Source organism: Bradyrhizobium sp. 2TAF24, assembly GCF_052115025.1.
Taxonomy (GTDB): domain Bacteria; phylum Pseudomonadota; class Alphaproteobacteria; order Rhizobiales; family Xanthobacteraceae; genus Bradyrhizobium_A.
Genome location: NZ_JBFRFW010000014.1, coordinates 173928 through 195132, shown reverse-complemented (window position 1 = coordinate 195132; position 21205 = coordinate 173928). Strand labels below are relative to the sequence as shown.

General features: G+C 64.8%; 25 protein-coding genes and 1 tRNA gene. 14 read left to right on the top strand and 12 right to left on the bottom strand.

Features of this window, described 5'->3' with window-relative positions; genetic code table 11:
• The coding region (locus AB4Z37_RS22605) for a DUF7933 domain-containing protein (protein ID WP_441518984.1) at nucleotides 1–1215 on the bottom strand (1215 nt) is incomplete at its 3' end.
• 412 nt (nucleotides 1216–1627) lie between these two features.
• Between AB4Z37_RS22605 and AB4Z37_RS22600 the strand changes: the two genes are divergently transcribed.
• From AB4Z37_RS22600 to AB4Z37_RS22585, 4 genes are all read left to right on the top strand, one after another.
• Nucleotides 1628–2161: a phage tail protein gene (locus AB4Z37_RS22600; protein ID WP_441518983.1), complete on the top strand. Its 534-nt coding sequence runs from the start codon at nucleotides 1628–1630 to the stop codon at nucleotides 2159–2161.
• Nucleotides 2162–2325: 164 nt separating this feature from the next.
• Nucleotides 2326–2862: a phage tail protein gene (locus AB4Z37_RS22595; protein ID WP_441518982.1), complete on the top strand. Its 537-nt coding sequence runs from the start codon at nucleotides 2326–2328 to the stop codon at nucleotides 2860–2862.
• Nucleotides 2863–2896: 34 nt separating this feature from the next.
• A complete protein-coding gene (locus AB4Z37_RS22590; protein WP_441518981.1) occupies nucleotides 2897–3427 on the top strand; it encodes a phage tail protein in 531 nt (176 codons plus the stop codon).
• Nucleotides 3428–3431: 4 nt separating this feature from the next.
• Nucleotides 3432–3974 carry a GNAT family N-acetyltransferase gene (locus tag AB4Z37_RS22585; RefSeq protein WP_441518980.1) on the top strand — a complete coding sequence of 181 codons (543 nt, stop codon included), beginning with the start codon at nucleotides 3432–3434 and terminating at the stop codon, nucleotides 3972–3974.
• 10 nt (nucleotides 3975–3984) lie between these two features.
• Here AB4Z37_RS22585 and AB4Z37_RS22580 read toward each other — a convergent pair whose 3' ends face one another.
• Nucleotides 3985–4842, bottom strand: a complete 858-nt coding sequence (locus AB4Z37_RS22580) for a tetratricopeptide repeat protein (protein ID WP_441518979.1) — start codon at nucleotides 4840–4842, stop codon at nucleotides 3985–3987.
• A 173-nt stretch (nucleotides 4843–5015) separates the two neighbouring features.
• Here AB4Z37_RS22580 and AB4Z37_RS22575 point away from each other — a divergent pair, with 173 nt between their 5' ends.
• Complete coding sequence (locus tag AB4Z37_RS22575; RefSeq protein WP_441518978.1) at nucleotides 5016–5333, top strand: hypothetical protein; 318 nt, start codon at nucleotides 5016–5018, stop codon at nucleotides 5331–5333.
• A gap of 11 nt (nucleotides 5334–5344) precedes the next feature.
• Here AB4Z37_RS22575 and AB4Z37_RS22570 read toward each other — a convergent pair whose 3' ends face one another.
• The 3 genes from AB4Z37_RS22570 to AB4Z37_RS22560 form a co-directional block, all read right to left on the bottom strand.
• Nucleotides 5345–6217: an SDR family oxidoreductase gene (locus AB4Z37_RS22570; RefSeq protein WP_441518977.1), complete on the bottom strand. Its 873-nt coding sequence runs from the start codon at nucleotides 6215–6217 to the stop codon at nucleotides 5345–5347.
• A gap of 138 nt (nucleotides 6218–6355) precedes the next feature.
• Nucleotides 6356–6601: a hypothetical protein gene (locus AB4Z37_RS22565; RefSeq protein WP_441518976.1), complete on the bottom strand. Its 246-nt coding sequence runs from the start codon at nucleotides 6599–6601 to the stop codon at nucleotides 6356–6358.
• A gap of 57 nt (nucleotides 6602–6658) precedes the next feature.
• Nucleotides 6659–6904 carry a hypothetical protein gene (locus AB4Z37_RS22560; protein ID WP_441518975.1) on the bottom strand — a complete coding sequence of 82 codons (246 nt, stop codon included), beginning with the start codon at nucleotides 6902–6904 and terminating at the stop codon, nucleotides 6659–6661.
• A 206-nt stretch (nucleotides 6905–7110) separates the two neighbouring features.
• Between AB4Z37_RS22560 and AB4Z37_RS22555 the strand changes: the two genes are divergently transcribed.
• A complete protein-coding gene (locus tag AB4Z37_RS22555; protein WP_441518974.1) occupies nucleotides 7111–7923 on the top strand; it encodes a crotonase/enoyl-CoA hydratase family protein in 813 nt (270 codons plus the stop codon).
• 136 nt (nucleotides 7924–8059) lie between these two features.
• On the opposite strand, the gene AB4Z37_RS22550 is transcribed toward AB4Z37_RS22555, so the two are convergent.
• Nucleotides 8060–8512 (bottom strand): VOC family protein, encoded by a 453-nt coding sequence (locus tag AB4Z37_RS22550; RefSeq protein ID WP_441518973.1) that lies wholly within the window; start codon nucleotides 8510–8512, stop codon nucleotides 8060–8062.
• Nucleotides 8513–8767: 255 nt separating this feature from the next.
• Between AB4Z37_RS22550 and AB4Z37_RS22545 the strand changes: the two genes are divergently transcribed.
• The 4 genes from AB4Z37_RS22545 (at nucleotide 8768) to AB4Z37_RS22530 (ending at nucleotide 11788) form a co-directional block, all read left to right on the top strand.
• Entirely contained in the window at nucleotides 8768–9022 is a 255-nt protein-coding gene (locus AB4Z37_RS22545) for a hypothetical protein (protein WP_441518972.1), read from the top strand.
• A 250-nt stretch (nucleotides 9023–9272) separates the two neighbouring features.
• A complete protein-coding gene (locus AB4Z37_RS22540; protein WP_441518992.1) occupies nucleotides 9273–10034 on the top strand; it encodes an SIR2 family NAD-dependent protein deacylase in 762 nt (253 codons plus the stop codon).
• A gap of 286 nt (nucleotides 10035–10320) precedes the next feature.
• Nucleotides 10321–11001, top strand: a complete 681-nt coding sequence (locus tag AB4Z37_RS22535) for a cold-shock protein (RefSeq protein ID WP_441518991.1) — start codon at nucleotides 10321–10323, stop codon at nucleotides 10999–11001.
• A gap of 286 nt (nucleotides 11002–11287) precedes the next feature.
• A complete protein-coding gene (locus tag AB4Z37_RS22530) occupies nucleotides 11288–11788 on the top strand; it encodes a DUF192 domain-containing protein (protein WP_441518971.1) in 501 nt (166 codons plus the stop codon).
• A 45-nt stretch (nucleotides 11789–11833) separates the two neighbouring features.
• Here AB4Z37_RS22530 and AB4Z37_RS22525 read toward each other — a convergent pair.
• Together AB4Z37_RS22525 and AB4Z37_RS22520 are read right to left on the bottom strand one after the other, a co-directional pair.
• A tRNA-Pro gene (locus AB4Z37_RS22525) sits at nucleotides 11834–11910 on the bottom strand.
• Nucleotides 11911–12107: 197 nt separating this feature from the next.
• Nucleotides 12108–13277 (bottom strand): OpgC domain-containing protein, encoded by a 1170-nt coding sequence (locus AB4Z37_RS22520; RefSeq protein WP_441518970.1) that lies wholly within the window; start codon nucleotides 13275–13277, stop codon nucleotides 12108–12110.
• Between the two features lie 214 nt (nucleotides 13278–13491).
• On the opposite strand from AB4Z37_RS22520, the gene AB4Z37_RS22515 reads away from it, so the two are divergent.
• From AB4Z37_RS22515 to AB4Z37_RS22505, 3 genes are all read left to right on the top strand, one after another.
• Nucleotides 13492–13797 carry an ETC complex I subunit gene (locus tag AB4Z37_RS22515; protein ID WP_441518969.1) on the top strand — a complete coding sequence of 102 codons (306 nt, stop codon included), beginning with the start codon at nucleotides 13492–13494 and terminating at the stop codon, nucleotides 13795–13797.
• A 301-nt stretch (nucleotides 13798–14098) separates the two neighbouring features.
• Nucleotides 14099–14887 (top strand): enoyl-CoA hydratase/isomerase family protein, encoded by a 789-nt coding sequence (locus AB4Z37_RS22510; protein WP_441518968.1) that lies wholly within the window; start codon nucleotides 14099–14101, stop codon nucleotides 14885–14887.
• A 106-nt stretch (nucleotides 14888–14993) separates the two neighbouring features.
• Nucleotides 14994–15908, top strand: coding sequence for a hydroxymethylglutaryl-CoA lyase (locus AB4Z37_RS22505; RefSeq protein ID WP_441518967.1), 915 nt, complete (start codon nucleotides 14994–14996; stop codon nucleotides 15906–15908).
• An 8-nt stretch (nucleotides 15909–15916) separates the two neighbouring features.
• On the opposite strand, the gene AB4Z37_RS22500 is transcribed toward AB4Z37_RS22505, so the two are convergent.
• Complete coding sequence (locus tag AB4Z37_RS22500; protein WP_441518990.1) at nucleotides 15917–17290, bottom strand: aminotransferase-like domain-containing protein; 1374 nt, start codon at nucleotides 17288–17290, stop codon at nucleotides 15917–15919.
• Nucleotides 17291–17425: 135 nt separating this feature from the next.
• On the opposite strand from AB4Z37_RS22500, the gene AB4Z37_RS22495 reads away from it, so the two are divergent.
• A complete protein-coding gene (locus AB4Z37_RS22495; protein WP_441518966.1) occupies nucleotides 17426–18286 on the top strand; it encodes a DMT family transporter in 861 nt (286 codons plus the stop codon).
• A 2-nt stretch (nucleotides 18287–18288) separates the two neighbouring features.
• Here the strand turns inward: AB4Z37_RS22495 and AB4Z37_RS22490 are convergent, their stop codons facing one another.
• The 3 genes from AB4Z37_RS22490 to dctP are packed head-to-tail and all read right to left on the bottom strand — an operon-like array spanning nucleotide 18289 to nucleotide 21199.
• Complete coding sequence (locus AB4Z37_RS22490) at nucleotides 18289–19647, bottom strand: TRAP transporter large permease (protein WP_441518965.1); 1359 nt, start codon at nucleotides 19645–19647, stop codon at nucleotides 18289–18291.
• Complete coding sequence (locus AB4Z37_RS22485) at nucleotides 19644–20186, bottom strand: TRAP transporter small permease (RefSeq protein WP_441518964.1); 543 nt, start codon at nucleotides 20184–20186, stop codon at nucleotides 19644–19646. Before AB4Z37_RS22485 ends, AB4Z37_RS22490 begins: the two co-directional genes overlap by 4 nt.
• Nucleotides 20183–21199 (bottom strand): TRAP transporter substrate-binding protein DctP, encoded by a 1017-nt coding sequence (gene dctP / locus AB4Z37_RS22480; RefSeq protein ID WP_441518963.1) that lies wholly within the window; start codon nucleotides 21197–21199, stop codon nucleotides 20183–20185. The genes AB4Z37_RS22485 and dctP overlap by 4 nt, the downstream gene beginning before the upstream one ends.
• Nucleotides 21200–21205: the final 6 nt, after the last annotated feature.

The window sequence follows — 21205 nt, the reverse complement described above, 5'->3', positions numbered from 1 at the left end:
CGCTGTGATCTGGGTGGCGCTGTTGACGACATAGCTGGTGGCATTGGTGGTGCCGAACTTGACGCCCGCGGCACCGGTCGCCCCTGTCAGATTGGTGCCGGTGATCACCACCGAGGTGCCGCCGGTGGCCGGGCCCGCCGTGGGCGACAGCGAAGTGACCGTCGGGGGAAGCGCTGTGACCGTCAGCGCTGTCGGAGTCGTCGCAGCGGAGCCCGTCAAACTGGGAGTCGCGCTCGAAACTGCTCCGCTGGTGTAGCTGTAATTGCCCGGCACCGTCGACGAGACCGTCAACGTCACCGTACAGGACGCACTGTTCCCGAGTGTGGCACCGGACAGGGAGAGACCGCTGCCTGCGCTATAGGAGGCCGTGCCACCGCTACAGGTGGTTGCGGGGCTTGATCCGGTAAGATTGGCGGGAAGGGTGGTCGCAGCCACCGCAACGCCGGTCAGGCTGATCGAGGCATTGGGATTGCTGATGGTCAGCGTCAGTGTTGATGTGCCCGATGTCGTGATCGACGTTGGACTGAAGGCCGCGGCGATCGTTGGCGGTGATCCGGCGGCGATATTGTGGAYGGTGATCGGGAAAGGAGTGCTTGCCGTTATCCCGTCCGGCGATGAATACAGCGTCAGCGTATCGGTTGGCGACGAGCCCACCGTCTTGATGGTGATGGTATAAAAGCCGAAGTGCGTCGTGCCGCCGCCCGAGCCCGAATCCACCTCGGGTGCGATCGTGTAGATCGTTCCAGTGGCGCTGTTCGCCGCGGTGGTATCGCCGGGGACCGCGAAGCTGAAGTTTTGCGGATTCCCCATCGGATAGGAATTCTGCGGCACGTTCGGCGCGTTGGTCGTGAACAGCCCGGTGTTCAGGATGTTGGCGGCGCAGGTATCGGTATGAAGCGTGACGGAATCGTTGACCTTGCCGGTCGCGAATGTCACGGACGTATCGCAGGCGGCCTGCGCGGCTGCCGGCGCCACCACCAGGGCAGATCCGACCAGCAAGATTTTCAGCGTCGCGCGCCTGCTATCGAGCAGACATCGCAGACCGCGCATCAGAACGGCGGCGCGCCCCGCGGCCGCATGCCAGAATCCGGAAAGAAAAGCGCAGCCACGGCGCAACGCCGTGTAAGGCAAACCATCGACCGATGTGCGCCAAGTGCTCGTGAACATTATCGAGCCTAAATTATGTTGGGCGACCAGGCCGCCGAAGCGTCCCAACCGCGCGTATCAACGAAAAAAGTAACTTTCAGCGCCCTCAAAGCAGGGCGTGCACTCTAAATTGCATTCCGGGTCCAATCGGACCGGGCGCGACTTGCAAATTCCAAAAAGCTCTGAATCCTCAAGCTACATCATTGGATTTTCGCCGCGGTCGCAAGAGCCGGAGCGTACAATCCCGACGCCGGCGAGCCTTCCAGACAATGTTCGTTGCGATGTGTTGCATGCAGGCAACATTGCAATAGCCGCCGGACTTTCGAACGCATGGAAATGCGCAGGGAGCGCACTCACATCACGTTGGTTGCAAAATACTTGACCGCGACGAAATGACACCGTAAGAAAAACGGGTCTTTCCAGTCGAATTTTTTCAATCCCTTCTCCCGTTTTTCTATCAATTAACCTTCATGAGGCTGCTATGCCGGCCACTCCCTTTGTTGGTCAGATCATGCCCGCGGGCTTCGGAATCATTCCGAAGGGGTGGGTACTGTGCAATGGTGCGCTGCTCGCCATTTCGGCAAATCAAGCGTTGTTTTCGCTGATAGGAACGACCTATGGCGGAGACGGCATCCGGACCTTCGCATTGCCGGACCTGCGTGGCCGCGCGGTTTTGGGCTGCAATTTCAACAGCGTTCCCTGGGGACTGGTGAGCGGTACGGAAAACGTAACGCTCAACGTTCAGCAATTGCCGTCGCACAATCATATGATTCAGGCGACGACTGTGACGGCGTCCAGCAAATCGTCGACGCCGACATCGAACATCTTCGGCGTGACGACAACCGGCAATCCGGTCACGTCCATCTTCATGACCGCCGGCAGCCAGGAAGTCCCGCTTTCTGTGTCGACCAACGTGGTCAATGACGGCGGCAATCTTCCGCACAACAATATGCAGCCGTTCCTGGTGATTAATTACCTCATCGCGACGCAGGGCATTTTCCCGTCGCGCCCGTGACGCGGACAGCACTCGCGGATGAAACATTCGCGGTGGCAAATCCAAATCCAAAGATTGCCTTTTCGACATCGCGGAGCGCGCGCCCTTTCGGCGGTTCTTCCTGAAGCATCAGGCCGATCGCTGCAAAGGGTTGCAAAGGGCTCTGCCGACCGCAGGAGCTGATTGTGTCTGACCAATATGTCGGCGAAATTCGCCTGTTTGGGTTTCCACGTATTCCGGATGGCTGGCTTGCCTGCAACGGTCAGTCGTTATCGATCGCGAATTATGACGTGCTCTACGCGCTGATCGGCACTACCTATGGCGGCGACGGCGTTCAGACCTTCAATGTTCCGGATCTGCGTGGACGCGTGCCGATATCGCAGGGCACAGGCCCCGGCGGTCTCTCGCCGCGGGTGCTCGGACAGGTCGGCGGCCAAGAAACCCATACGCTGCTTGATCAGGAAATGCCGTCGCACAGTCACGGGCTGATGTCATCCACGACGGTGGCCACGTTCCAGACGCCCGGTCCGACCGTTCATCTGGCGACATCCAATTCATCTCTGCACAATCTCTATGTGCCGCAGGCCAATGTCGCCGGCTACGACCTGATGGCGCCCTCCGTGGTGATCAATGGCAGCAGTTTTCCCCACAACAACATGATGCCGACGCTGACGGCAAACTTCTGCATAGCCTATGTCGGCATCTATCCGAGCCAGGGCTGACGACGCTCGCCAAGACATCAACAGGAGATGAGATATGGCGGATTCTTATGTCGGCGAGATCCAGGCCTTCGCCTTTGGATTTTATCCGAACAACTGGCTGCCCTGCGACGGACGCCTGCTGTCAATTCATCAGTACACACCGCTCTACAGTTTGATCGGCACCTATTACGGCGGCAATGGCACCGTGAATTTTGCGCTGCCAAATCTCGTTGGTACGGTGGCGATGAGCCAGGGGCAGGGGCCCGCTCTCTCGATGCGAGTCATCGGCGAGCAGGTGGGGAGCAACACTGTAAATCTGACGATACAGGAGATGGCAGCGCACAGACATGGGCTGCAGCTGGCCAAGGCGGGGGCGAGCGGTGCCACTCCCGGCCCCACCGGAGCGTCGAATGTCGCGATGGATCCATCCTTCAATGGGTTCCTGCCCTTGCCCGCGACCACGACATTCTCGCCCAATGCCATGACCCCGACCGGCGGTTCGCAAGCGCATCCCAACGATCAGCCGACGCTGGCGATGATCTATTGCATCTGCATCAACGGCGTCTATCCCTCCTTCACGTCGTGAGGCGATGACCTCAGCCGACCGTGACGTCGGTCCGGGCCCGATCGCCACCGCGGTCGGGCCGCTTGATTCCGGGGTCCGATTACGCCCGGTGTCCGCCGCGGACGACACCTTCGTCCGCGCGCTGTTTCATGCCGATCGCGCGCCGCAGTTTGCCGGCGTGCCCGAGCCGATGCTGACCATGCTGCTCGATCAACAGTTTCGCTCTCAGCAGCTCGGCTACCGCCAGGCGTTTCCTCGAGCCGAGCATCTCGTCATCGTCAGCGACGGCCAGTCCGTCGGTCGCGTCATCGTGGCGGTTGTCGGTGAGGGACAGCGGCGCGTCCTCCATTTTGTCGACATCGTCGTCGCCGAGGCGATGCGAGGACACGGCATCGGCGCTGAGGTCATGACCAGCCTCGGCCGCTCCGCGCAGACGCTGGGAGCAACGTCCATGACGCTTGCCGTGCTCAGCGCCAATACGCGCGCGCGCCGGCTCTACGAACGGCTCGGCTTCATTGCGACCGGCGACGACGGCGTCCGTACCGCGATGGTCAAGCCGTTGTCCTGACGCGGCGCGTCTAAAAACACAGATTGGTGACGACGTTGCCGCGTTTGTCCTTGATGACGTAGGGGCACTCGGCGCGCTTGAGCGCCGCCCTGGCGTCGTCGTTGCCAAGCGCTGCGGCCTTCTCGAAATAGGCCCGGGCCGCACTCTTGTCCTGCGGTCCGCCGCGGCCGCTGAGCGAAAACGCGCCCATGCGCTCGAGTGCGCCGGCGTGTCCTTGCCCGGCCGCCTTCTCGAACAGGCCGCGCGCCGCGACATCGTCCTGCGGGCCACCGGTGCCGTCCGCCATCATCAGGCCGAGCTGATACTGCGCTTCCGCCGAATTGGCCTCCGCAGCCTTCGCCAGCAAGGCGCGCGATTTCACCGGATCCGCCTGTGGCCCGCCGGCTTTCGACAACGCCGCAAGATTGACTACGCCGCGCGGATTGCCGGCCTCCGCCGCACGCGAAAACAGCCGGCGCGCCTGGTCGTCGTCCTTGGCGATACCATGACCGGTTGCCAGCAACACGCCGAGCTCGACCATGGCCGACGAGCTGCCGCGATCGGCCGCCTTGCGGTAGGTCGCGACCGCCTCCGGCATCTGCTGATTGGCTGCCTGGGCGCGGCCGAGCTGATAGAGCGCGCGGCGTGATCCGCCTGCGGCGCTGCGACAGAATTTCAGGGCCGTCGGAACATCGGCGGCGGCGATCTCGGCAACACCCCTGACGTCCGCCGGCTTGTCCGGATCGGCCGGGTCGGCGGCAAGGCGGTCGCAGAGGACGAGGTCGGCGGACTGCGCCTGCCCTGGCGAGGGGCGTGACGCGGCGAAAGCCGCGAGGATGGCGAAGCCGATCAGATGGGCGAGCGCTGATGCGCCGAAGCGTGTGGTCATGAGTCCTGCGAACCGAGTTTTGGAGCCGGCGGCGAAAACTTAAAGTCGTGGCATGCGGCCAGCAAGGGCCGGCCGTCGTTACGGGGCTTCGTGTCACAATCGGAAGTGATCGCCTTTCGCAGGCCCGACGCCTATAACGGGCCGTCCAACCGACCAAAGCGATGGGAACTGGAATGGAAATGGTGTTGCGACGGCTGCTGATTGCGCTCACGGTCGCCGGCATGAGCCTTGCGGCGGCGACGGAGGCCTCGGCAGGCCACTGGCATCGCTACCGGCATGGGCCGTACTTCGGACCGTGTCTTGGCTATGGCTGGGGCTGTCCGTTCGGCTATGGCGGTCCCGGCGGCTGGGGCTACACCTACATTCCCTATGACTCGCAGTACGAGGAGGGCGTTCCTCGCTGCTTCCGCGAGCTGCGCGGCCGGGTGCGCACGGCCAAGGGCTGGCGCGATCGCTATGCCACGGTCTGCCCGCGCACGATGCCGGAGTAGGGTGGCGCGGTTCAAGCGCGCCCGGCGCGGTCCTTGTCGTTCTGGGCCTTGATGGACTCGCGCGCCGCCGTCCAGTCGGCGTCGCTCCAGTTGCGCAGCTCATAGAAACTGCCGCCGCTGGCGAGCGCCTGGGCGCCGTCCATGGCGATGGTCTCGCCGGTGATCCAGTCGCAGCCGCCGGAGATCAGGAACACGGCGAGATTCTGCAGCTCCTCCATGGTGCCGACCCGGCCCATCGGATTGACGGCGATCGTGCGCGCACCGGCCTCGTCGCCGGGCTTGATCCGCTTGCTCATGCCTTCGGTCGGAATTTCACCCGGCGCGATGGCGTTGAGGCGGATGCCATAGCGGCCCCATTCGGTCGCCAACGACATGGTCATGGTGTGAACAGCGGCCTTGCTCATGGCCGAGGGCACCACATAGGGGCTGCCGTTGCGCACCCAGGTGGTCACGATCGACACCACGTTGCCGCGGTGCTGGCCAGCGATCCAGCGCCGCCCGACCGCATGGGTGACATAGAAGGTGCCGTGCATCACGATGTTAGCGACGGCGTCGAAACCGCGCGGCGTGAGGTCCTGTGACCGCGAGATGAAGTTGCCGGCGGCGTTGTTGATGAGGTCGGTGAGCGGCTTATCGGCGAAGATGCTCTCGATCATGGCGTCGACCGCGGCGGCGTCGCGAATATCGAGGCCGTGGCTCGTCACCTTGCCGCCATGGGCTTTCATCAGCTCGGCAGCGGTATCGTCGCAGACGCCCTTGCGGCGGCCGCAGATGTGGACGTCGGCGCCGAGCGCGAGGAAGCGGCTGGCCATCGCCTTGCCGAGGCCGGTGCCTCCGCCCGTGACCAGAATGTTGCGACCGGCGAGCAGGCGGGGCGTGAACATGGTGGACCTCGCTGAAGGGATGACCCAGCAAGGTTTAATCGATCGTTTAAAAACTGCAAGACTGTTCTGGGCTGCTCAAAGCCAACCGGGGCGGTCAGCTTTCGTCAACCATGACGGCGTGCCTGAAGGCCGCTGCCGTCAGCAAGATGCCGTCCAGCCGTCAGGGAAGGGCTCGTGCGGCCAGATCGCGCCGTTGTCGTTGGCCGGTTCGGGCAGGAGGTCGATGTCCAATCCGTCATCGAGGCCGTCATCGAACACCGGCCTGGCCGGCGCACGGCTCACAGCGGCGCTGACCGCATCCAGCAGGTATTCGAATTCCACGTCCGTCATGACCAAGACCTCTTCTGTCGAGGCCGCACTGTGGCAGAGGACGTTTGTCGTCACGTTCAGCGGATCGTTAAAATTCGAACGATCCGGCGCGATTTTTACCGCCGTGGGAGATCAGGTTTTGCAGACGCGGATGGAGCTCCTGGCGAGCTCGGCGTCGTCTTTCGAGCGGTACGGCCCGTCGGAGAACTGGATGGTGCCGCCATCGATGATCGGGTTGCTCTCCACGATCCAGCAGCCCCTGGTGAAACTGCCGACCACCCAGAACCTTGCGGTGTCGGCGGTCCGCGCCGGCGCGATCCATGCCGCCGCGACTGTTCCGGCAAGGCATCCCAGCACAACTGCGACCGGCTTTCGCATGGCGTCCTCACGCACGCTGAGACCGACACGACCACTCGACGCAAGACGTCCAGTCCTGCCAACGCAAAAGGGGTAGCGCATGTTCCCTCGATCGGACAGCACGATGCCGATCACGTTGTTGCGTGCTGGCGTTTACCTTAACGTGGCGACACAACGCGGACAGACGCCGGTTCCGCGAACATTCCATGGCACGGGAGAGACGAACCATGAGCGAGCGGATTTCGGTGACGATGTCGGACGGCGTGGCCGATGTCCGCCTGGTACGGGCCGACAAGATGAATGCGCTGGACGCTGCGATGTTCGAGGCCCTGGTGGCGACCACGGCGCGGCTGCAGAACGAAAAGGGGCTGCGCGCGGTCGTGCTGTCGGGCGAAGGGCGGGCGTTCTGTGCCGGCCTCGACATGGGTCGCTTCGCGGCGATGAAGGAGCATGGCGGCAACGGCATCGCCGGCGGCGCGACGCGCGACCTCTCGGTGCGCACCCATGGCATCGCCAACGGGCCGCAGCAGGCGGTGTGGGGCTGGCGCCAGCTGCCGGTGCCGGTGATCGCCGCCATTCACGGCGTCGCCTTCGGTGGTGGCTTCCAGCTCGCGCTCGGCGCCGACATGCGCTTCCTCGCGCCGGACACGCGGATGTCGATCATGGAGATCAAGTGGGGACTGATCCCCGACATGGCCGGCACGCCGATCCTCGCGAGTCTCGTGCGTGACGACATCCTGCGCGATCTGACCTACACCGGCCGCATCTTCTCCGCCGCGGAGGCGCTGAGCTATGGCCTGGCGACACGCCTGTGCGACGATCCGCGTGCGGCGGCGCTGGAAATGGCGCGGGAGATTGCCGGCAAGAGCCCCGATGCAATCCGCGCCGCCAAGCGGCTGCTGAACAAGCTCAGCGTCGATCCTGCACCGGCGCTGCTCGCCGAGTCCGTCGAGCAGATGAAGCTGATGGGCTTTCCGAACCAGACCGAGGCTGTGCGCGCCAACATCGAGAAGCGTGCGCCACGCTTCGTCGATGTCTGACGATCGCCGCGCTTCGATCGCAGCGATCACCGATCAAGGTCGCCAAATTCACGGGAGCCCCGATGCGGGCTCCCGTTGAGGTTTGGCGATCCGAAAGCGGATCAGCCCGGTTATTGAATCCTGGAGGCGGCCGCGCCTACCAGTGACCGACATTCGGCATCGAAGCCCACGGCTCCTGCGCCGGCTTGGGCTCGCCCTTCTGCAGCAGCTCGATCGAGTGCAGGTCAGGAGAGCGGATGAAGGCCATGTTGCCGTCGCGCGGCGGGCGGTTGATGGTGATGCCGAGCTTCATCAGGCGCTCGCAGGTCGCGTAGATGTCGTCGACCTCATAGGCGAGATGGCCGAAGAAGCGGTCCTCGCCGTACTTCTCCTCATCCCAGTTGTAGGTCAGTTCGACCACCGGCGCGCCACGCGTCGCAGGCGACTGGGCGATGATGGCGTCGTCGTCAGGCGCGCCCAGGAACACCAGCGTGAACCGGCCCTTCTCGCTGTCGATGCGGCGAACTTCTTTCAGGCCGAGCGCATCGACATAGAATTTGAGCGCGGCGTCCAGCTTGTGAACGCGCAGCATCGTGTGCAGGTAACGCATGTGTCTTGTCCTTTTGCGAACAATGTCTGAATTCCGGCCGGTTGGCTGACCGCGCGACGTCCATAGCAGCAAAACACGGCGAAGGGCAGGTGGCGCGCCTTCACCGTTTGGCGCGCGGCATTGCCGCGTCAAGGCCCAGCGACGTCTGCGATTGTCGCCAGGAGGCGGCGTATGATCCTGTCGTGGATAAGCCTCAGGCTTCCTTGTCAGCCGACGGCGTTCACGATACGTCCATAGGGTCAATGGGAGGCCAGAATGGCGAAGTTCGACACGAAGTTCGAGACGAAGTTCGACTTGGAGACTCTGAGCATCGAAGAGCTTGCGACGCTGCGAGACCTCGCCGCCGAGAAGCTCATCGAGAAGGTTGCGGCCCGCCAGGCCGAACTCGAGGCCGAGCTCGAGCGGTTGTCGCAGTACGGCAAGCCGGCGAAGAAATCGCCTGCGCCTGCGGCAAAGCCGAGGAAGGACGATACGGCGCGGGGGGACGACGGCGAACTCAAGGCCGCCTGAACCGTCATCGCAGCATCGATCCCGGAACGTCTTGAAGGGGCTTCGGCCCCTTTTTGCATCTGCGCCGCGGGCATTGCGCTGTCGGAGGTGCGCACCTATCTGCGATGATCGCAGTGGCGCGAGGAAGGACGAGGCAGGTGCTAAGCTTACAGGTGTTGAATTTGCAGGTGTTAAATTTGCAGGAGTTGAACTTGCAAATGTCCCAGGCTGCGCCACTGTTGTGGATTGTCGTATCGAGCAGGTGCGTCGGATGATTGCCAGCAGCCTGGCCAGCGGGATCGAGCAGCTCGGGGACATGATCGCCGAGGCAGCGATGATCGTGCCGTTCACCGGCGCCGGGATCTCGACCGAGACCGGCATCCCGGATTTCCGTTCGCCCGGCGGCTTGTGGACACGCCATCGCCCGATCCCGTTCGACGAGTTCGTTGCGAGCCAGCAGGCGCGCGACGAGGCGTGGCGCCGCCGCTTCGCCATGCAGTCCACTTTCGCGGCTGCAAAACCCGGGCGTGGCCATCGGGCGTTGGCGGCACTCTATCGTGCCGGCAAGGTGCCGACGGTGATCACGCAAAACATCGACAATCTGCATCAGGATTCGGGGATTGCCGCGGAGCACGTCGTCGAGCTGCATGGCAACACCACTTATGCCTGCTGTATCGGCTGCGGCAAGCGCTACGAACTCGCCTGGGTGAAGCAGCTGTTCGACACCGATGGGCGGGCACCCGACTGCACCGTTTGCGATCAACCGGTGAAGACTGCAACCATTTCGTTTGGCCAGGCCATGCCGGAGACTGAGATGCGCCGCGCCGCCGAGCTCGCGCGCAGTTGTGATCTGTTCCTGGCGATCGGATCCTCGCTGGTGGTGTGGCCAGCAGCAGGATTTCCGATCATGGCGCGGAACTCCGGAGCCCGCCTGGTGATTATCAACAATGATCCCACCGAGCAGGACGATCTCGCCGATCTCGTGATCCGACACGACATCGGCGAGACGCTGGCTCCCTTTGTGGGCAATTGATCTGCCGAATTGATTCGCAAACGCGCAAGGCTGTTCATAGCTGGCGACGCGAGAGTTTTTTGTCTTTGCGCGCCGTCGAGGAGTGTTATCGTCGAATCACGAGATTCGCGCGCGCCACGGCTGGTTTCATCGAAGTTAACAGTGGCGCGAAAGCGGTGTCTTCGGTCGAGGCTTGCGATCATGACGAACCGTGATGATGCAAGAACTTCGATGGCGCAGGGCGTCGCTTGGTGTCGTAGATGGAGCGCGGTGGCTGACCGCGTTTGCTGGTGTGAGGTCCGGGGAGATGGGGTCGGACGGTTTTGAGTCCAAGAGGCCGGGAGGGCCGGCATCAGGCGGGCCCGGATCGCGCGGTCTAGATCCAAGGGGACTCGGTGCAGCCGAGTTCGCCAGCCGGGATCGCGGCACTGCCGCGGACCCGTTCATCGGTGCGGCCGAAGGTGTCGCGGCCAACCTTGTCGAGATCACCGGCGCGATCAAATGGTTCGACGCGTCGAAAGGATACGGCTTCATCGTGCCCGACAACGGTTGGCCCGATGTGCTGTTGCATGTCACAGTGCTGCGGCGCGACGGTTTCCAGACTGCGTATGAGGGCGCACGCATCGTCGTCGAATGCCTGCAGCGCACGAAGGGACTGCAGGCCTTCCGTGTCGTGTCGATGGATGAATCGACAGCCATCCATCCGGCACAGTTGCCGCCGCCGCGCACACATGCCTCGGTCACGCCGACCAGCGGTCTCGAGCGGGCACAGGTCAAGTGGTTCAACCGGCTGCGTGGCTTCGGCTTCCTCACCTGCGGTGAGGGCACGCCGGACATCTTCGTCCATATGGAGACGCTGCGCCGCTATGGCATGACCGAGCTGCGCCCCGGCCAGTATGTGCTGGTTCGTTATGGACCCGGCTCCAAGGGGATGATGGCGGCGGAAATCCAGCCGGAGGCCGGCGCACCCGGGCTGTCCTCGCACTGAGCGGTTCGTGCCGGGCACAGCGCCCGGCAACCGCCAGGACATCACGAATGGCGCGATTGATCCGGAAGCGACGAGCCTCGTCCCGAGGGGTGTGGCAGTTGTCCGGACCGGCCGGTTGTGCGCAGCCATTGCCGCTCTTCAGTAAGTGCTCTTCAATAGATTGTGCGCATCCACCTGCTTGATCGGTATTCACCTGCCGTCCAGGCCGCGCTAGAGCATAGGCCTTATTCCCGACGGCATCGGCCCGACGCGGCCGATTGAGGGGTCTGTCTCGAGGTTGGCCATCATGACATTTCGGTTTCGTTCGCTTTCCGGCGTCTTCGGCCGTCGTCGCTCCATGGCGTGGATGGCGGCACTGGCGTGGCTTGGGAGCGTCCTTCTTGCTCCCTCCGGCGCTGCCGCAGCCGATCGGGAGTCCCTGGAGATCATCACCGGCGCGGGCGTGCAGGTATTTTCCGTCGAGGTGATGCGCACCGACGAGGAGCGGGCTCGAGGGCTGATGTTCCGCAAGTCGCTGCCGGACGGGCAGGGCATGTTGTTCGACTTCAACCCCGAGCAGATGGTCTCGATGTGGATGAAGAACACCCTGATCCCCCTGGATATGATCTTCATCCAGTCCGACGGGCGGATCCTGCGGATCGCGGAAAACACCCAGGTCCAGTCCGAGAAGATCATCTCCTCCGGCGGGCCGGTTCGGGGAGTGCTCGAAGTCATTGCCGGAACGGCGAAAAAGCTGGGAATTCGGCCCGGCGACAAGGTCGCCCACCCGTTGTTTGGCGGGAAGTGACGGCCGCCGTCGATTTTGCTCTCGTGTCGAAGGCATCGGTATGAATGGTCGGGGCAGCAGGATTCGAACCTGCGACCCTCTGCTCCCAAAGCAGATGCGCTACCGGACTGCGCTATGCCCCGACGATTGTTTCAGGCCGTATGGCCCTCCGGTCCTTCGAACTCTCCGCGAGCGGCCATTCGCGGGCTTTCGATACACGCTTCGCTGGACAGCGGCAAGCGATCGCCCGCAGGCTCACGCGTGATCATCACTGTTCCGTGAAGGGCCGGGACGGCCCGCCAGCGGCCTACCGCCGGCCGGGCCGTGTTGGCCCATCAGGTCAGGCGGCGCTGGTTTCAGGCGCGGCGGCCGGCGCGGGTTTGGGCCGCGGCGGCGGCTTGTCCTGGCGCTTGGACCAGGCGCGATAGTAGGCGACGGCGGTCATCAGGGCGATGCCGATGACGCTCACCGCGACCTGCACGAACACCGAGCCGGAGCTCAGCGTCAGCACAAAGTGGCCGACGAACGACAGGAAGACGCCGACACAGAACACCTCCAGCGATTGCTGGCCGCACTTGATCATCGGTGCGAACACCTTCCATTCGAGGCCCGGCCAGTTCTTCGGGAAGAAGCGGGTGACGAGGAAGGCGATGATGACAAAGTGCAGCACGCGGTAAGGCGCGAGGTTGGTCTTGTCGTTCGGATTGAACGCGTCATACAGCCAGTGCGGGAACAGGTTGCCGAGCGCCTCGAAGCGCCCAGCCATGGTCATCACCAGCGCGAACACCAGATAGGCGAGGCCGGCAATCAGCAGAGGGCGCGAACGGATGATCGGTCGCGACTCCAGCGCACCGCCGAGCGCGAACCAGGCCCCGAACATGAAAAGCAGCTGCCAGCAGAACGGGTTGAAGTACCAGGTGCCGACCGGATAGGCGGGCAGGTTCCAGCCGAACTGTCGCGCCGCCGCATACAGGATCAGCGACGCGAACATCACGAGATCCGGATGGCGCAGCATCAGCCACAGGATCGGCGGAAACACGCCCATCAGCACGATGTAGAGCGGCAGCACGTCGAGGTTGACCGGCTTGAACTTCAGCAGCAGGCCCTGCGTCAGGGTTTCGATCGGATTGTCGATCAGGCCTGCGACGTTGAACTCGTTGATGATGTCCGGGTCGTGAAATTTGATCGCCACATAGCCGATGGTGACGATGTAGATCACGAACAAAAAGACGTGGGCGACATAGAGCTGCCACACCCGCTTCATCAGCCGCGTCGCGCCGACGACGAAGCCGCGCTCGATCATCATCCGGGCGTAGACGAACGACGCGGTGTAGCCGGAAATGAACACGAACAGGTCGGCGGCATCGCTGAAGCCGTAGTTCCGCGTCGTGAGCCAGTTCACGATGTTGTAGGGGATATGGTCGAGGAAAATCGCCCAATTGGCGATGCCGCGGAACAGGTCGAGCCGAAGATCGCGGCCGGCGGCGGGAAGTGTCGCTCTGATGTCCATGTTGACCACGTCGTGAGGGGGACCGATGGAGGGATCGTGCCCGATCCCGGCCTGACAGCAAGATTGTAACCGACTTTCCCGTCGAATATATTGCCGGAAAATAGCCCTGTTAAACCGCAGAATCGTACAATAAAACTCCCCGGCCTGTCCCCGCAATGGCTTGGTCGCCGGCGCTGGGCAGGACCGACCCAACGAGATGGAGCTTCTGTCGTCCATGACGGCCCGCATCTATAAGCCCGCCAAGAACGCCATGCAGTCCGGCAAGGCCAAGAGCCGGGAATGGCAGCTCGATTTCGAGCCCGAGCAGCCGCGGACGATTGAGCCGCTGATGGGCTGGACCAGCTCCGGCGACATGAAGCAGCAGCTGACCCTGCGCTTTCATACCCGCGAAGACGCGGTTGCCTACTGCGAGCGGGAAGGCATTCCCTACCAGGTGCAGGAGGCCCACGAGTCGGCCCGCCGGACCGTGGCCTATGCCGACAATTTTGCCTTCCGGCGCGGCGAACCCTGGACCCACTGACGGCGTTTCCGAACGTCTTGGTCGACGGCATGGATCCCTGGCCGATGCGCCCGGGATGATAGACTGATCGTGCCCTTCGATCCGGAGCGGCGCTATCCACCCGCCTCGGCGGCTCTGGACCCATCCCCCTTCAGTATACATCGGTTACTGCCCGAGTGCCGTGTGATGTTACGCTGGACAGCGCTGTCGGGCCTGCTTTAGTTCAGGGATCTTTGGCGCTCTGCGCGGCCCCCCTTGGTGACGGCGCGGCGGGCAGGGCCCCGATCGAACCAGCCCGGTTCGCCGTGTTCAGGATGTGACCATGACCAGCAGCAACGTGCGCATCGAAAAGAGCGGGGCCGTTGCCCGCGTCGTGCTCAACCGCCCGGAGCGCAACAACGCGTTCGACGAGGAGCTTATCGCCGGGTTGTGGCGCGCCTTTGACGAGCTCGCGGTGGCAACCGATGTCTCCGTTGTCGTTGTGCAAGGTGAAGGCAGGAGCTTCTGCGCCGGTGCCGACATCAACTGGATGAAGAAGGCGTCGACGTTCACACGAGAGGAAAATGTCCGGGACGCCCAGCCGCTGGCGCGCATGCTGGCGGCGCTCGATCGCATGCCGCAGACGACCATCGCCCGCGTGCAAGGGCCGGTCTATGGCGGAGGCATCGGCCTCGTGGCGGCCTGCGACATCGCCATTGCCACCAGTGATGCAACCTTCTGCCTGTCCGAGGTGCGGCTCGGACTTGTTCCGGCGGTGATCAGTCCCTACGTGCTGCGCGCGATCGGCCAGCGCGTCGGCCGGCGTTATTTCCAGACGGCAGAAGTGTTCACGGCGCCGGAGGCCGCACGGATCGGCCTGATCCATGAGGTGGTCGCGTCCGATGCCATCGATGGCCGTGTCGACGAGCTGTTGAAGCAACTGCGTGGCGGTGCGCCTCAGGCGCGCGCGGCCGCCAAGGCGCTGGTCGGCGCGGTCGCCGGCCGGCCGATCGACGACGCCGTGCTGATGGAGACGGCAGAGCTGATCGCCGATATGCGGGCGAGGTCCGAAGCACGCGAAGGGCTTTCGGCCTTCCTCGAAAAGCGCAAGCCGTCCTGGAGCCAGACATGACCGCTTCGCACGCGATCGCGACGACGGGGAAGCCGCACATGCCGTCCGGCGTCGTGCAGGTCGGTGCTGAGATCGCCGAGATCAAGCCGAAAGAGACATGACGCCCATGAACGACCAGGTCCGCATTGTCGAGGTCGGTCCGCGCGACGGGCTGCAGAACGAGAAGACGCCGATCAGCGTCGAGGATCGTGTCGCATTCGTCGAGGCTCTCCTGGCCGCCGGCTGTCCGATCATCGAGGTCGGCAGCTTCGTGTCGCCCAAGGCGGTCCCGCAGATGGCGAGCTCCGAGCAGGTGCTGCGCGCGGTCAACCATCATCCCGACCGCGAATTCCATGTGCTGGTGCCCAACGAGAAGGGCTATGACGCGGCGATCGCGGCGGGGGCGCGGGTGGTCGCGGTGTTCGCCTCGGCGTCCGAAGGCTTTTCCCGCGCCAACATCAACTGCACGATCGAGGAATCGATCGAGCGCTTCAGGCCGGTGCTGGCGCGCGCCAAGGCCGACGGCATCAAGGTGCGCGGCTACGTCTCCTGTGTGCTCGGCTGCCCCTATGACGGCGAGGTGCGGCCGTCCGCCGTAACCGCAGTGGCGAAGGCGCTGTGGGAGCAGGGCTGCTACGAGGTCTCGCTCGGCGATACCATCGGCGTTGGCACGCCGGCGAAGGCGCGCGCGCTGCTGCGCGCCGTTGCGACCGAGGTGCCGATGGCGCAGCTCGCCTTGCACTTCCACGACACCTACGGCCAGGCGCTCGCCAACATCTATGCCGGCCTCGAGGAGGGCGCGCGGGTGATCGACGCCGCAGCCGGCGGGCTCGGCGGCTGTCCCTATGCGCCGGGCGCCACCGGCAATGTCGCGACCGAGGATGTGGTCTACATGCTGCAGGGCATGGGGATCGCAACCGGCATCGACCTCCCCAAATTGCTGGCCGCCACCAACACCGTCAGCCGCCTGATCGGCCGGCCGCCGGTCAGCCGTGTCGCCGCGGCGCTCAACGCCAAGATCAACGCCAAAGCCAGGACGTAAGGAAAAAATCACGCTGACCGCAATGCGGCCTCCAGGCTGCGGAAGATCTGCGGGTCGGCGCACTGCGCCACATTGAAGCGCAGGAACTGGCCGGCCGCCTGCGACAGGCTGAAGGCATTGCCCGGCGCCAGCACGATTCCGTCAGCGAGCGCACGGCGCGCGAGATCCGACGCGTCATGGCCCTCCGGCAGCCGGCACCACAGGAACATCCCCGCCTTCGGCGCGATCCAGGGCACGATCCCGAGCTTTTTCAAGCGGCTTGCGGTTTCGCCCATGGCCGCCGCGAGCCGGACGCGCAGGCCGTCGATATGCTTGCGATAGGTGCCATCCATCAGCACGGTGAGCAGCAGATCGGCTGACAGACGGCTGCTGCTGAACGACGTCGCGATCTTCAGGTCGATCAGCTTGTCGATCCAGTCGGGCCGGCTGGCGATGTAGCCGCAGCGCACCGAGGCCGACAGTGTCTTGGAAAAACTGCCGACCTGCACCACACGGGCGAGGCCGTCGAACGCGGCGAGCCGCGGCGACGGTTCGGTTTCGAAGTCAGCGAAGATGTCGTCCTCGATGATGGTCAGGTCGTGCTGCTCGGCGAGCTTGAGCACGCGATGCGCCGTGACGGCCGACAGCGTCGCGCCGGTCGGGTTGTGGAGCGCAGCGTTGGTGACATAAAGGCGGGGCCGTGCAGCGGCGACGATGCGGGCAAACGCCTCGACGTCGGGACCGGCCGGGGTGTAGGGCACGCCGACGATCCGCGCGCGGTGGGCGCGCAGCAGGGCATGGAAGTTGAAATAGCCGGGATCGTCGACGAGCACCGTGTCGCCGGGCTCGAGCAGCAGGCGGCACAGCAGGTCGATGGCCTGCGTGCCGGAATCGGTGAGCAGGATCTGGTCCGGCGACGCCTCGACGCCATGGCCGCTCAGCCGGCGTGCCAGCAGCCGGCGCAGCGCCAGCGCGCCCAGCGGCGCACCGTAGTCGGTCAGCACCCCGCTGCTGTCGCGCGCAAGACGGCGCAGCGCCTTGCGCAGGCTCGCTTCCGGCATCCAGGACGGCGGCAGCCAGCCGCAGCCCGGCCTGAGCACGTCGGCGCCGGCCTCCAGCGACTGCCGCGACACCCACAGCGGATCGATCGCGCGGTCACGTCGCGGTTCGAGGTCCGCGAGCGACAGGGGCGGCAGGCGCGCCGCCACGTAGAAACCCGAACCGCGCCGCGCGTGGATGACGCCTTCGGCCGCGAGCCGCTCATAGGCGTCGACCACGGTCGATTTCGACACCTGCAGCGTCGTCGCAAGCGCGCGGATCGAGGGCAGCCGTGCGCCGGGCGCCAGCGTCAGCAATGCGCTGCCGGATGGTGTGCATGGTGCGCGCGACGAGGGTGCCGCCATCGTCTGCAAACGGGGTGTCCAGGTCCATCTGTACTGCTCAAGAGGCCATGACAGTTTGATCCAATTGTACTGCATTGTCTCTGGCTCGGCCAGCCGTCGCACGGCACTGTGCCGGAGCCAAGGAGAGGGTGCGAGATGGACAAGACGTCGGCCGGCTGGATCAACGGCTTTCTCGGAATGCTGATCTTCAGCGGGTCGCTGCCGGCGACACGGGCCGCGGTCACCGGCTTCGATCCGGTGTTCCTGACGGTGGCCCGCGCCGTCATTGCCGGCCTGCTGGGGCTCGGCCTGCTGCTCGCGTTCCGCCAGCCGCGCCCCGCCCGTGCGGATCTGGTACCGCTCGTGATCACTGCGCTCGGCGTGGTGGTCGGATTTCCGCTGCTGACCGCGCTGGCGCTGCAGCACATCACCTCGGCGCACTCGGTCGTCTATGTCGGGCTGCTGCCGCTGTCGACGGCGGTGTTCGGCGTGCTGCGGGGAGGTGAGCGGCCGCAACCGCCGTTCTGGCTGTTCTCCGGTCTCGGCAGCATCTGCGTGGCGGGCTTTGCGCTGAGCCGGGGCGTCGGCGCGGCGTCCGTCGGCGATCTCCTGATGCTGGCGGCGATCGTGGTCTGCGGGCTCGGCTACGCGGAGGGTGCCCGGCTGTCGCGCCGGCTCGGTGGCTGGCAGGTGATCTCGTGGGCGCTGGTGCTGTCGTTGCCGGTGATGGCTGCGGCCGTGCTCGCGACATGGCCGTCGTCGGCGCAGGGCATTACTGAGTCCGCCTGGCTTGGCCTTGCCTACGTCTCGCTGTTCAGCATGCTGATCGGGTTCGTGTTCTGGTACCGTGGCCTTGCGCTCGGCGGCATCGCCGCCGTCGGGCAGCTGCAGCTGCTGCAGCCGTTCTTCGGCCTGGCGCTGGCGGCCACGCTGCTGCACGAGGCGGTCGAGCCGGCGATGATCGCGGTGACCGCCGTCGTGGTGCTGTGCGTGTTCGGCGCGCGGCGCTTCGCTTAAAGCTACCGTGCCGCCTCCGGTCCCATCACCAGGTCCGGCAGGAGGGTCGAGATCTGCGGCACGAGACACAGCAGCACGACCGCGCCGAACATCAGCAGCACGAATGGCAGCGTGCCCCAGATCACCTCGCGCAGCGGAATGTCGGGGGCGACGTTGCGGATGACGAAGATGTTGAGGCCGACCGGCGGGTGGATCAGTCCCATCTCCATCACGATGGTCAGGACGATGCCAAACCAGATGATGTCGAAGCCAGCTGCGCGCAGCGGCGGCAGGATGATCGGCGCGGTCATCAGGATGATGGAAACCGGCGGCAGGAAGAAGCCGAGCACGATCACCATGGCGAGGATCGCGGCCAGCAGCTGCCATTTCGGCAGGTGCATGTCGACGATCGCCTGTGCCGTCGACTGCGAGATGTGCAGGTAGCTCATCACGTAAGAGTACAGCAGCGACATGCCGATGATCATCAACAGCATGGTGGATTCGCGGATGGTCGAGGACAGGATCGGCGCAAGGTCGGCCGGGCGCCAGACGCTGTAGATCAGCGCGATCAGCGCCAGCGCCAGCAGGCCGCCGAGGCCGGCGGTCTCGGACGGCGTCGCATAGCCGCCATAGAGCGCGATCATCACGCCGGTCAGCAGCGTCACGAACGGCAGCACCCGCGGCAGCATGCTGAAGCGTTCCGACATGGTGTAGCTGTCCTGCACCAGGATCGGCGAGGAGGCGCCGGTCGCCTCATACGCCGCCTTGGCGGTGGCGTACTCCTTGCGGAAGCGGACCACGGCGTAGAGGCCGAACAGCGTCACCAGCAACAGGCCCGGCCCGATGCCGGCAAGGAACAGGCGGCCGAGGGATTTTTCCGCGGCGACCGCGAACAGGATCATGGTGATGGACGGCGGCAGCAGGATGCCGAGCGTGCCGCCGGCGGCGATGATGCCGGCTGCAAAGCCGCCGGAATAGCCGCGCTTGCGCATCTCGGGAATGCCGGCCGAGCCGATTGCCGAACATGTCGCCGGCGACGAGCCGGCCATCGCCGCGAACAGCGCGCAGGCGAACACGTTGGCGACGCCGAGGCCGCCGGGGATGCGATGCAGCCAGGCATGCAGCGCCGAGTAGAGGTCCTGGCCGGCGCGCGACTTGCCGATCGCCGCGCCTTTGAGGATGAACAGCGGGATCGACAGCAGCGTGATCGAGGCGATTTCCTCGTAGACGTTCTGCGTCACCGTATCGAGCGACGCGGCCGGCATATACAGCGCCATGAACGCTACGGCGACGGCGCCGAGCGCAAACGCGATCGGCATGCCGGAAAACATCGCCACCAGCGTCGCCACGCCGTAGGCGAGCCCCATTCCAAGCGCGCTCATGGACGGGGTCCCCGGTAGAACGCCGCCCACAGCTGCAGCAGGATCTGCAGGCACAACAGCGTCATGCCGATCGCCATCAAGGCATAGGGAATGGCGAGTGGCGGGCTCCACATCGAGTTCGACACCTGGCCGTCGACATAGGCCTCATGGGTCAACGTCCAGGACTTCCAGGTGAAGAACACGCAGAAGGCGAAGCTTGCGAGATCAACGAGGAACAGCCGGATCCGGTTGGCGAGCGGCGACAGCAGGCCGACCAGCGCCTCGATGCCGATATGGCCGCGCTGCAACTGCACGTAGGGAGCGGTCATGAAGGTCGCGCCGACCAGCAGGAACACCGCCGCCTCGTCCTGCCAGTAGGTCGGCGTCTTGAACAGGGTGCGGGTCAGCACGCTGTAGCTGAGGATCAGGCAGGCGGCGATCAGGGCGAGCGACGCCAGCGCGACGATGACGCGATTGCACAGCGCCATGCTGCGCGACAGCGCCGCGAGCACCGGATCGGTGCGCACGTCGCTCGCCGTCTTCGCGAGAGTATGCATCATGCCGCGACGTCGGACGCGAGCTTCAGCAAATTGGCCGCATTCGCTGTCTTGGCGGCATAGTCCTTCCAGGCGGTGTCGCGGGCGATGTCCCGCCACTGCGCGACGGTGACCGCGTCGAGGTCGGCGATCTTGGCCCCGGCCTTCTCATAGACCTGGGCCACCGCAGCGTCGTCGGCTTGCGCCCCGGTCTTGCCGAACGCCTCCATGTCGGCACCAACGGCGAGAATGATGTCCTGCTGGTTCTTCGGCAGCTTGTCGAAGATCGCCTTCGACATCAGCAGCGGCTCGAGCATGTACCAGTAGGACTGGCCGCGGCCCGTGGTGAGATATTTCGAGACCTCTTCCAGACGGAACGAGATCAGGCTGGTGGAGGAGGTGATGCCGGCGTCGCAGGCACCGGTCTGCATCGCGGCGTAGATTTCGTTCGACGGCAGCGACAGCACCGCGGCGCCGGCGGTCTGCAGCACCATGTCCATCTCGCGCGAGCCGCCGCGCACCTTCAAGCCCTTGGCATCCTCGGGCGCGATCAGCGGCCGCGAGCGGCTGGCGACGCCGCCGGCCTGCCACACCCAGGTGATGAGCATGATGCCCTTGTCGGCGAGGAAGTCGGTCAATGCCTTGCCGATCGGCTTGGTCTTCCAGCTCAGGCCCTGGTCATAGTTCGACACCAGCCCCGGCATCAGGCCGATGTTGGTTTCCGGCACCTCGCCGCCGGCATAGGGCAACGGGAACAGGCTCATGTCGAGCGCGCCCTTGCGCATGGCGGAGAACTGGGCGTTGACCTTGATCAGCGAAGAGTTCGGATAGACTTCCGCGGCGATCTCGCCGCCGCTGCGCTTGCTGACCTCCGCCGCGAACATGCGCGTCAGGCGGTCGCGGAAGTCGCCCTGGTCGATGGTGCCGCCGGGAAACTGGTGCGAGATCTTCAGCGTGGTGGCAGCCTGCGCGGGACCGAAGCGCAGCAGGGCCGGCGCGGCGAGCGCCGAAGCCAGGACATGGCGGCGTGAAAGCATGAGCGT

Bases quoted from the DNA above. Each gene is read 5' to 3' on its own strand.
- AB4Z37_RS22580 (WP_441518979.1), bottom strand. From the start codon at position 4,842: ATGACCACACGCTTCGGCGCATCAGCGCTCGCCCATCTGATCGGCTTC.
- AB4Z37_RS22575 (WP_441518978.1), top strand. From the start codon at position 5,016: ATGGAAATGGTGTTGCGACGGCTGCTGATTGCGCTCACGGTCGCCGGC.
- dctP (WP_441518963.1), bottom strand. From the start codon at position 21,199: ATGCTTTCACGCCGCCATGTCCTGGCTTCGGCGCTCGCCGCGCCGGCC.
- AB4Z37_RS22570 (WP_441518977.1), bottom strand. From the start codon at position 6,217: ATGTTCACGCCCCGCCTGCTCGCCGGTCGCAACATTCTGGTCACGGGC.
- AB4Z37_RS22485 (WP_441518964.1), bottom strand. From the start codon at position 20,186: ATGATGCATACTCTCGCGAAGACGGCGAGCGACGTGCGCACCGATCCG.
- AB4Z37_RS22510 (WP_441518968.1), top strand. From the start codon at position 14,099: ATGACCAGCAGCAACGTGCGCATCGAAAAGAGCGGGGCCGTTGCCCGC.
- AB4Z37_RS22530 (WP_441518971.1), top strand. From the start codon at position 11,288: ATGACATTTCGGTTTCGTTCGCTTTCCGGCGTCTTCGGCCGTCGTCGC.
- AB4Z37_RS22505 (WP_441518967.1), top strand. From the start codon at position 14,994: ATGAACGACCAGGTCCGCATTGTCGAGGTCGGTCCGCGCGACGGGCTG.
- AB4Z37_RS22600 (WP_441518983.1), top strand. From the start codon at position 1,628: ATGCCGGCCACTCCCTTTGTTGGTCAGATCATGCCCGCGGGCTTCGGA.
- AB4Z37_RS22490 (WP_441518965.1), bottom strand. From the start codon at position 19,647: ATGAGCGCGCTTGGAATGGGGCTCGCCTACGGCGTGGCGACGCTGGTG.
- AB4Z37_RS22590 (WP_441518981.1), top strand. From the start codon at position 2,897: ATGGCGGATTCTTATGTCGGCGAGATCCAGGCCTTCGCCTTTGGATTT.
- AB4Z37_RS22540 (WP_441518992.1), top strand. From the start codon at position 9,273: ATGATTGCCAGCAGCCTGGCCAGCGGGATCGAGCAGCTCGGGGACATG.
- AB4Z37_RS22555 (WP_441518974.1), top strand. From the start codon at position 7,111: ATGAGCGAGCGGATTTCGGTGACGATGTCGGACGGCGTGGCCGATGTC.
- AB4Z37_RS22550 (WP_441518973.1), bottom strand. From the start codon at position 8,512: ATGCGTTACCTGCACACGATGCTGCGCGTTCACAAGCTGGACGCCGCG.
- AB4Z37_RS22585 (WP_441518980.1), top strand. From the start codon at position 3,432: ATGACCTCAGCCGACCGTGACGTCGGTCCGGGCCCGATCGCCACCGCG.
- AB4Z37_RS22495 (WP_441518966.1), top strand. From the start codon at position 17,426: ATGGACAAGACGTCGGCCGGCTGGATCAACGGCTTTCTCGGAATGCTG.
- AB4Z37_RS22520 (WP_441518970.1), bottom strand. From the start codon at position 13,277: ATGGACATCAGAGCGACACTTCCCGCCGCCGGCCGCGATCTTCGGCTC.
- AB4Z37_RS22515 (WP_441518969.1), top strand. From the start codon at position 13,492: ATGACGGCCCGCATCTATAAGCCCGCCAAGAACGCCATGCAGTCCGGC.
- AB4Z37_RS22545 (WP_441518972.1), top strand. From the start codon at position 8,768: ATGGCGAAGTTCGACACGAAGTTCGAGACGAAGTTCGACTTGGAGACT.
- AB4Z37_RS22500 (WP_441518990.1), bottom strand. From the start codon at position 17,290: ATGGCGGCACCCTCGTCGCGCGCACCATGCACACCATCCGGCAGCGCA.
- AB4Z37_RS22560 (WP_441518975.1), bottom strand. From the start codon at position 6,904: ATGCGAAAGCCGGTCGCAGTTGTGCTGGGATGCCTTGCCGGAACAGTC.
- AB4Z37_RS22535 (WP_441518991.1), top strand. From the start codon at position 10,321: ATGGGGTCGGACGGTTTTGAGTCCAAGAGGCCGGGAGGGCCGGCATCA.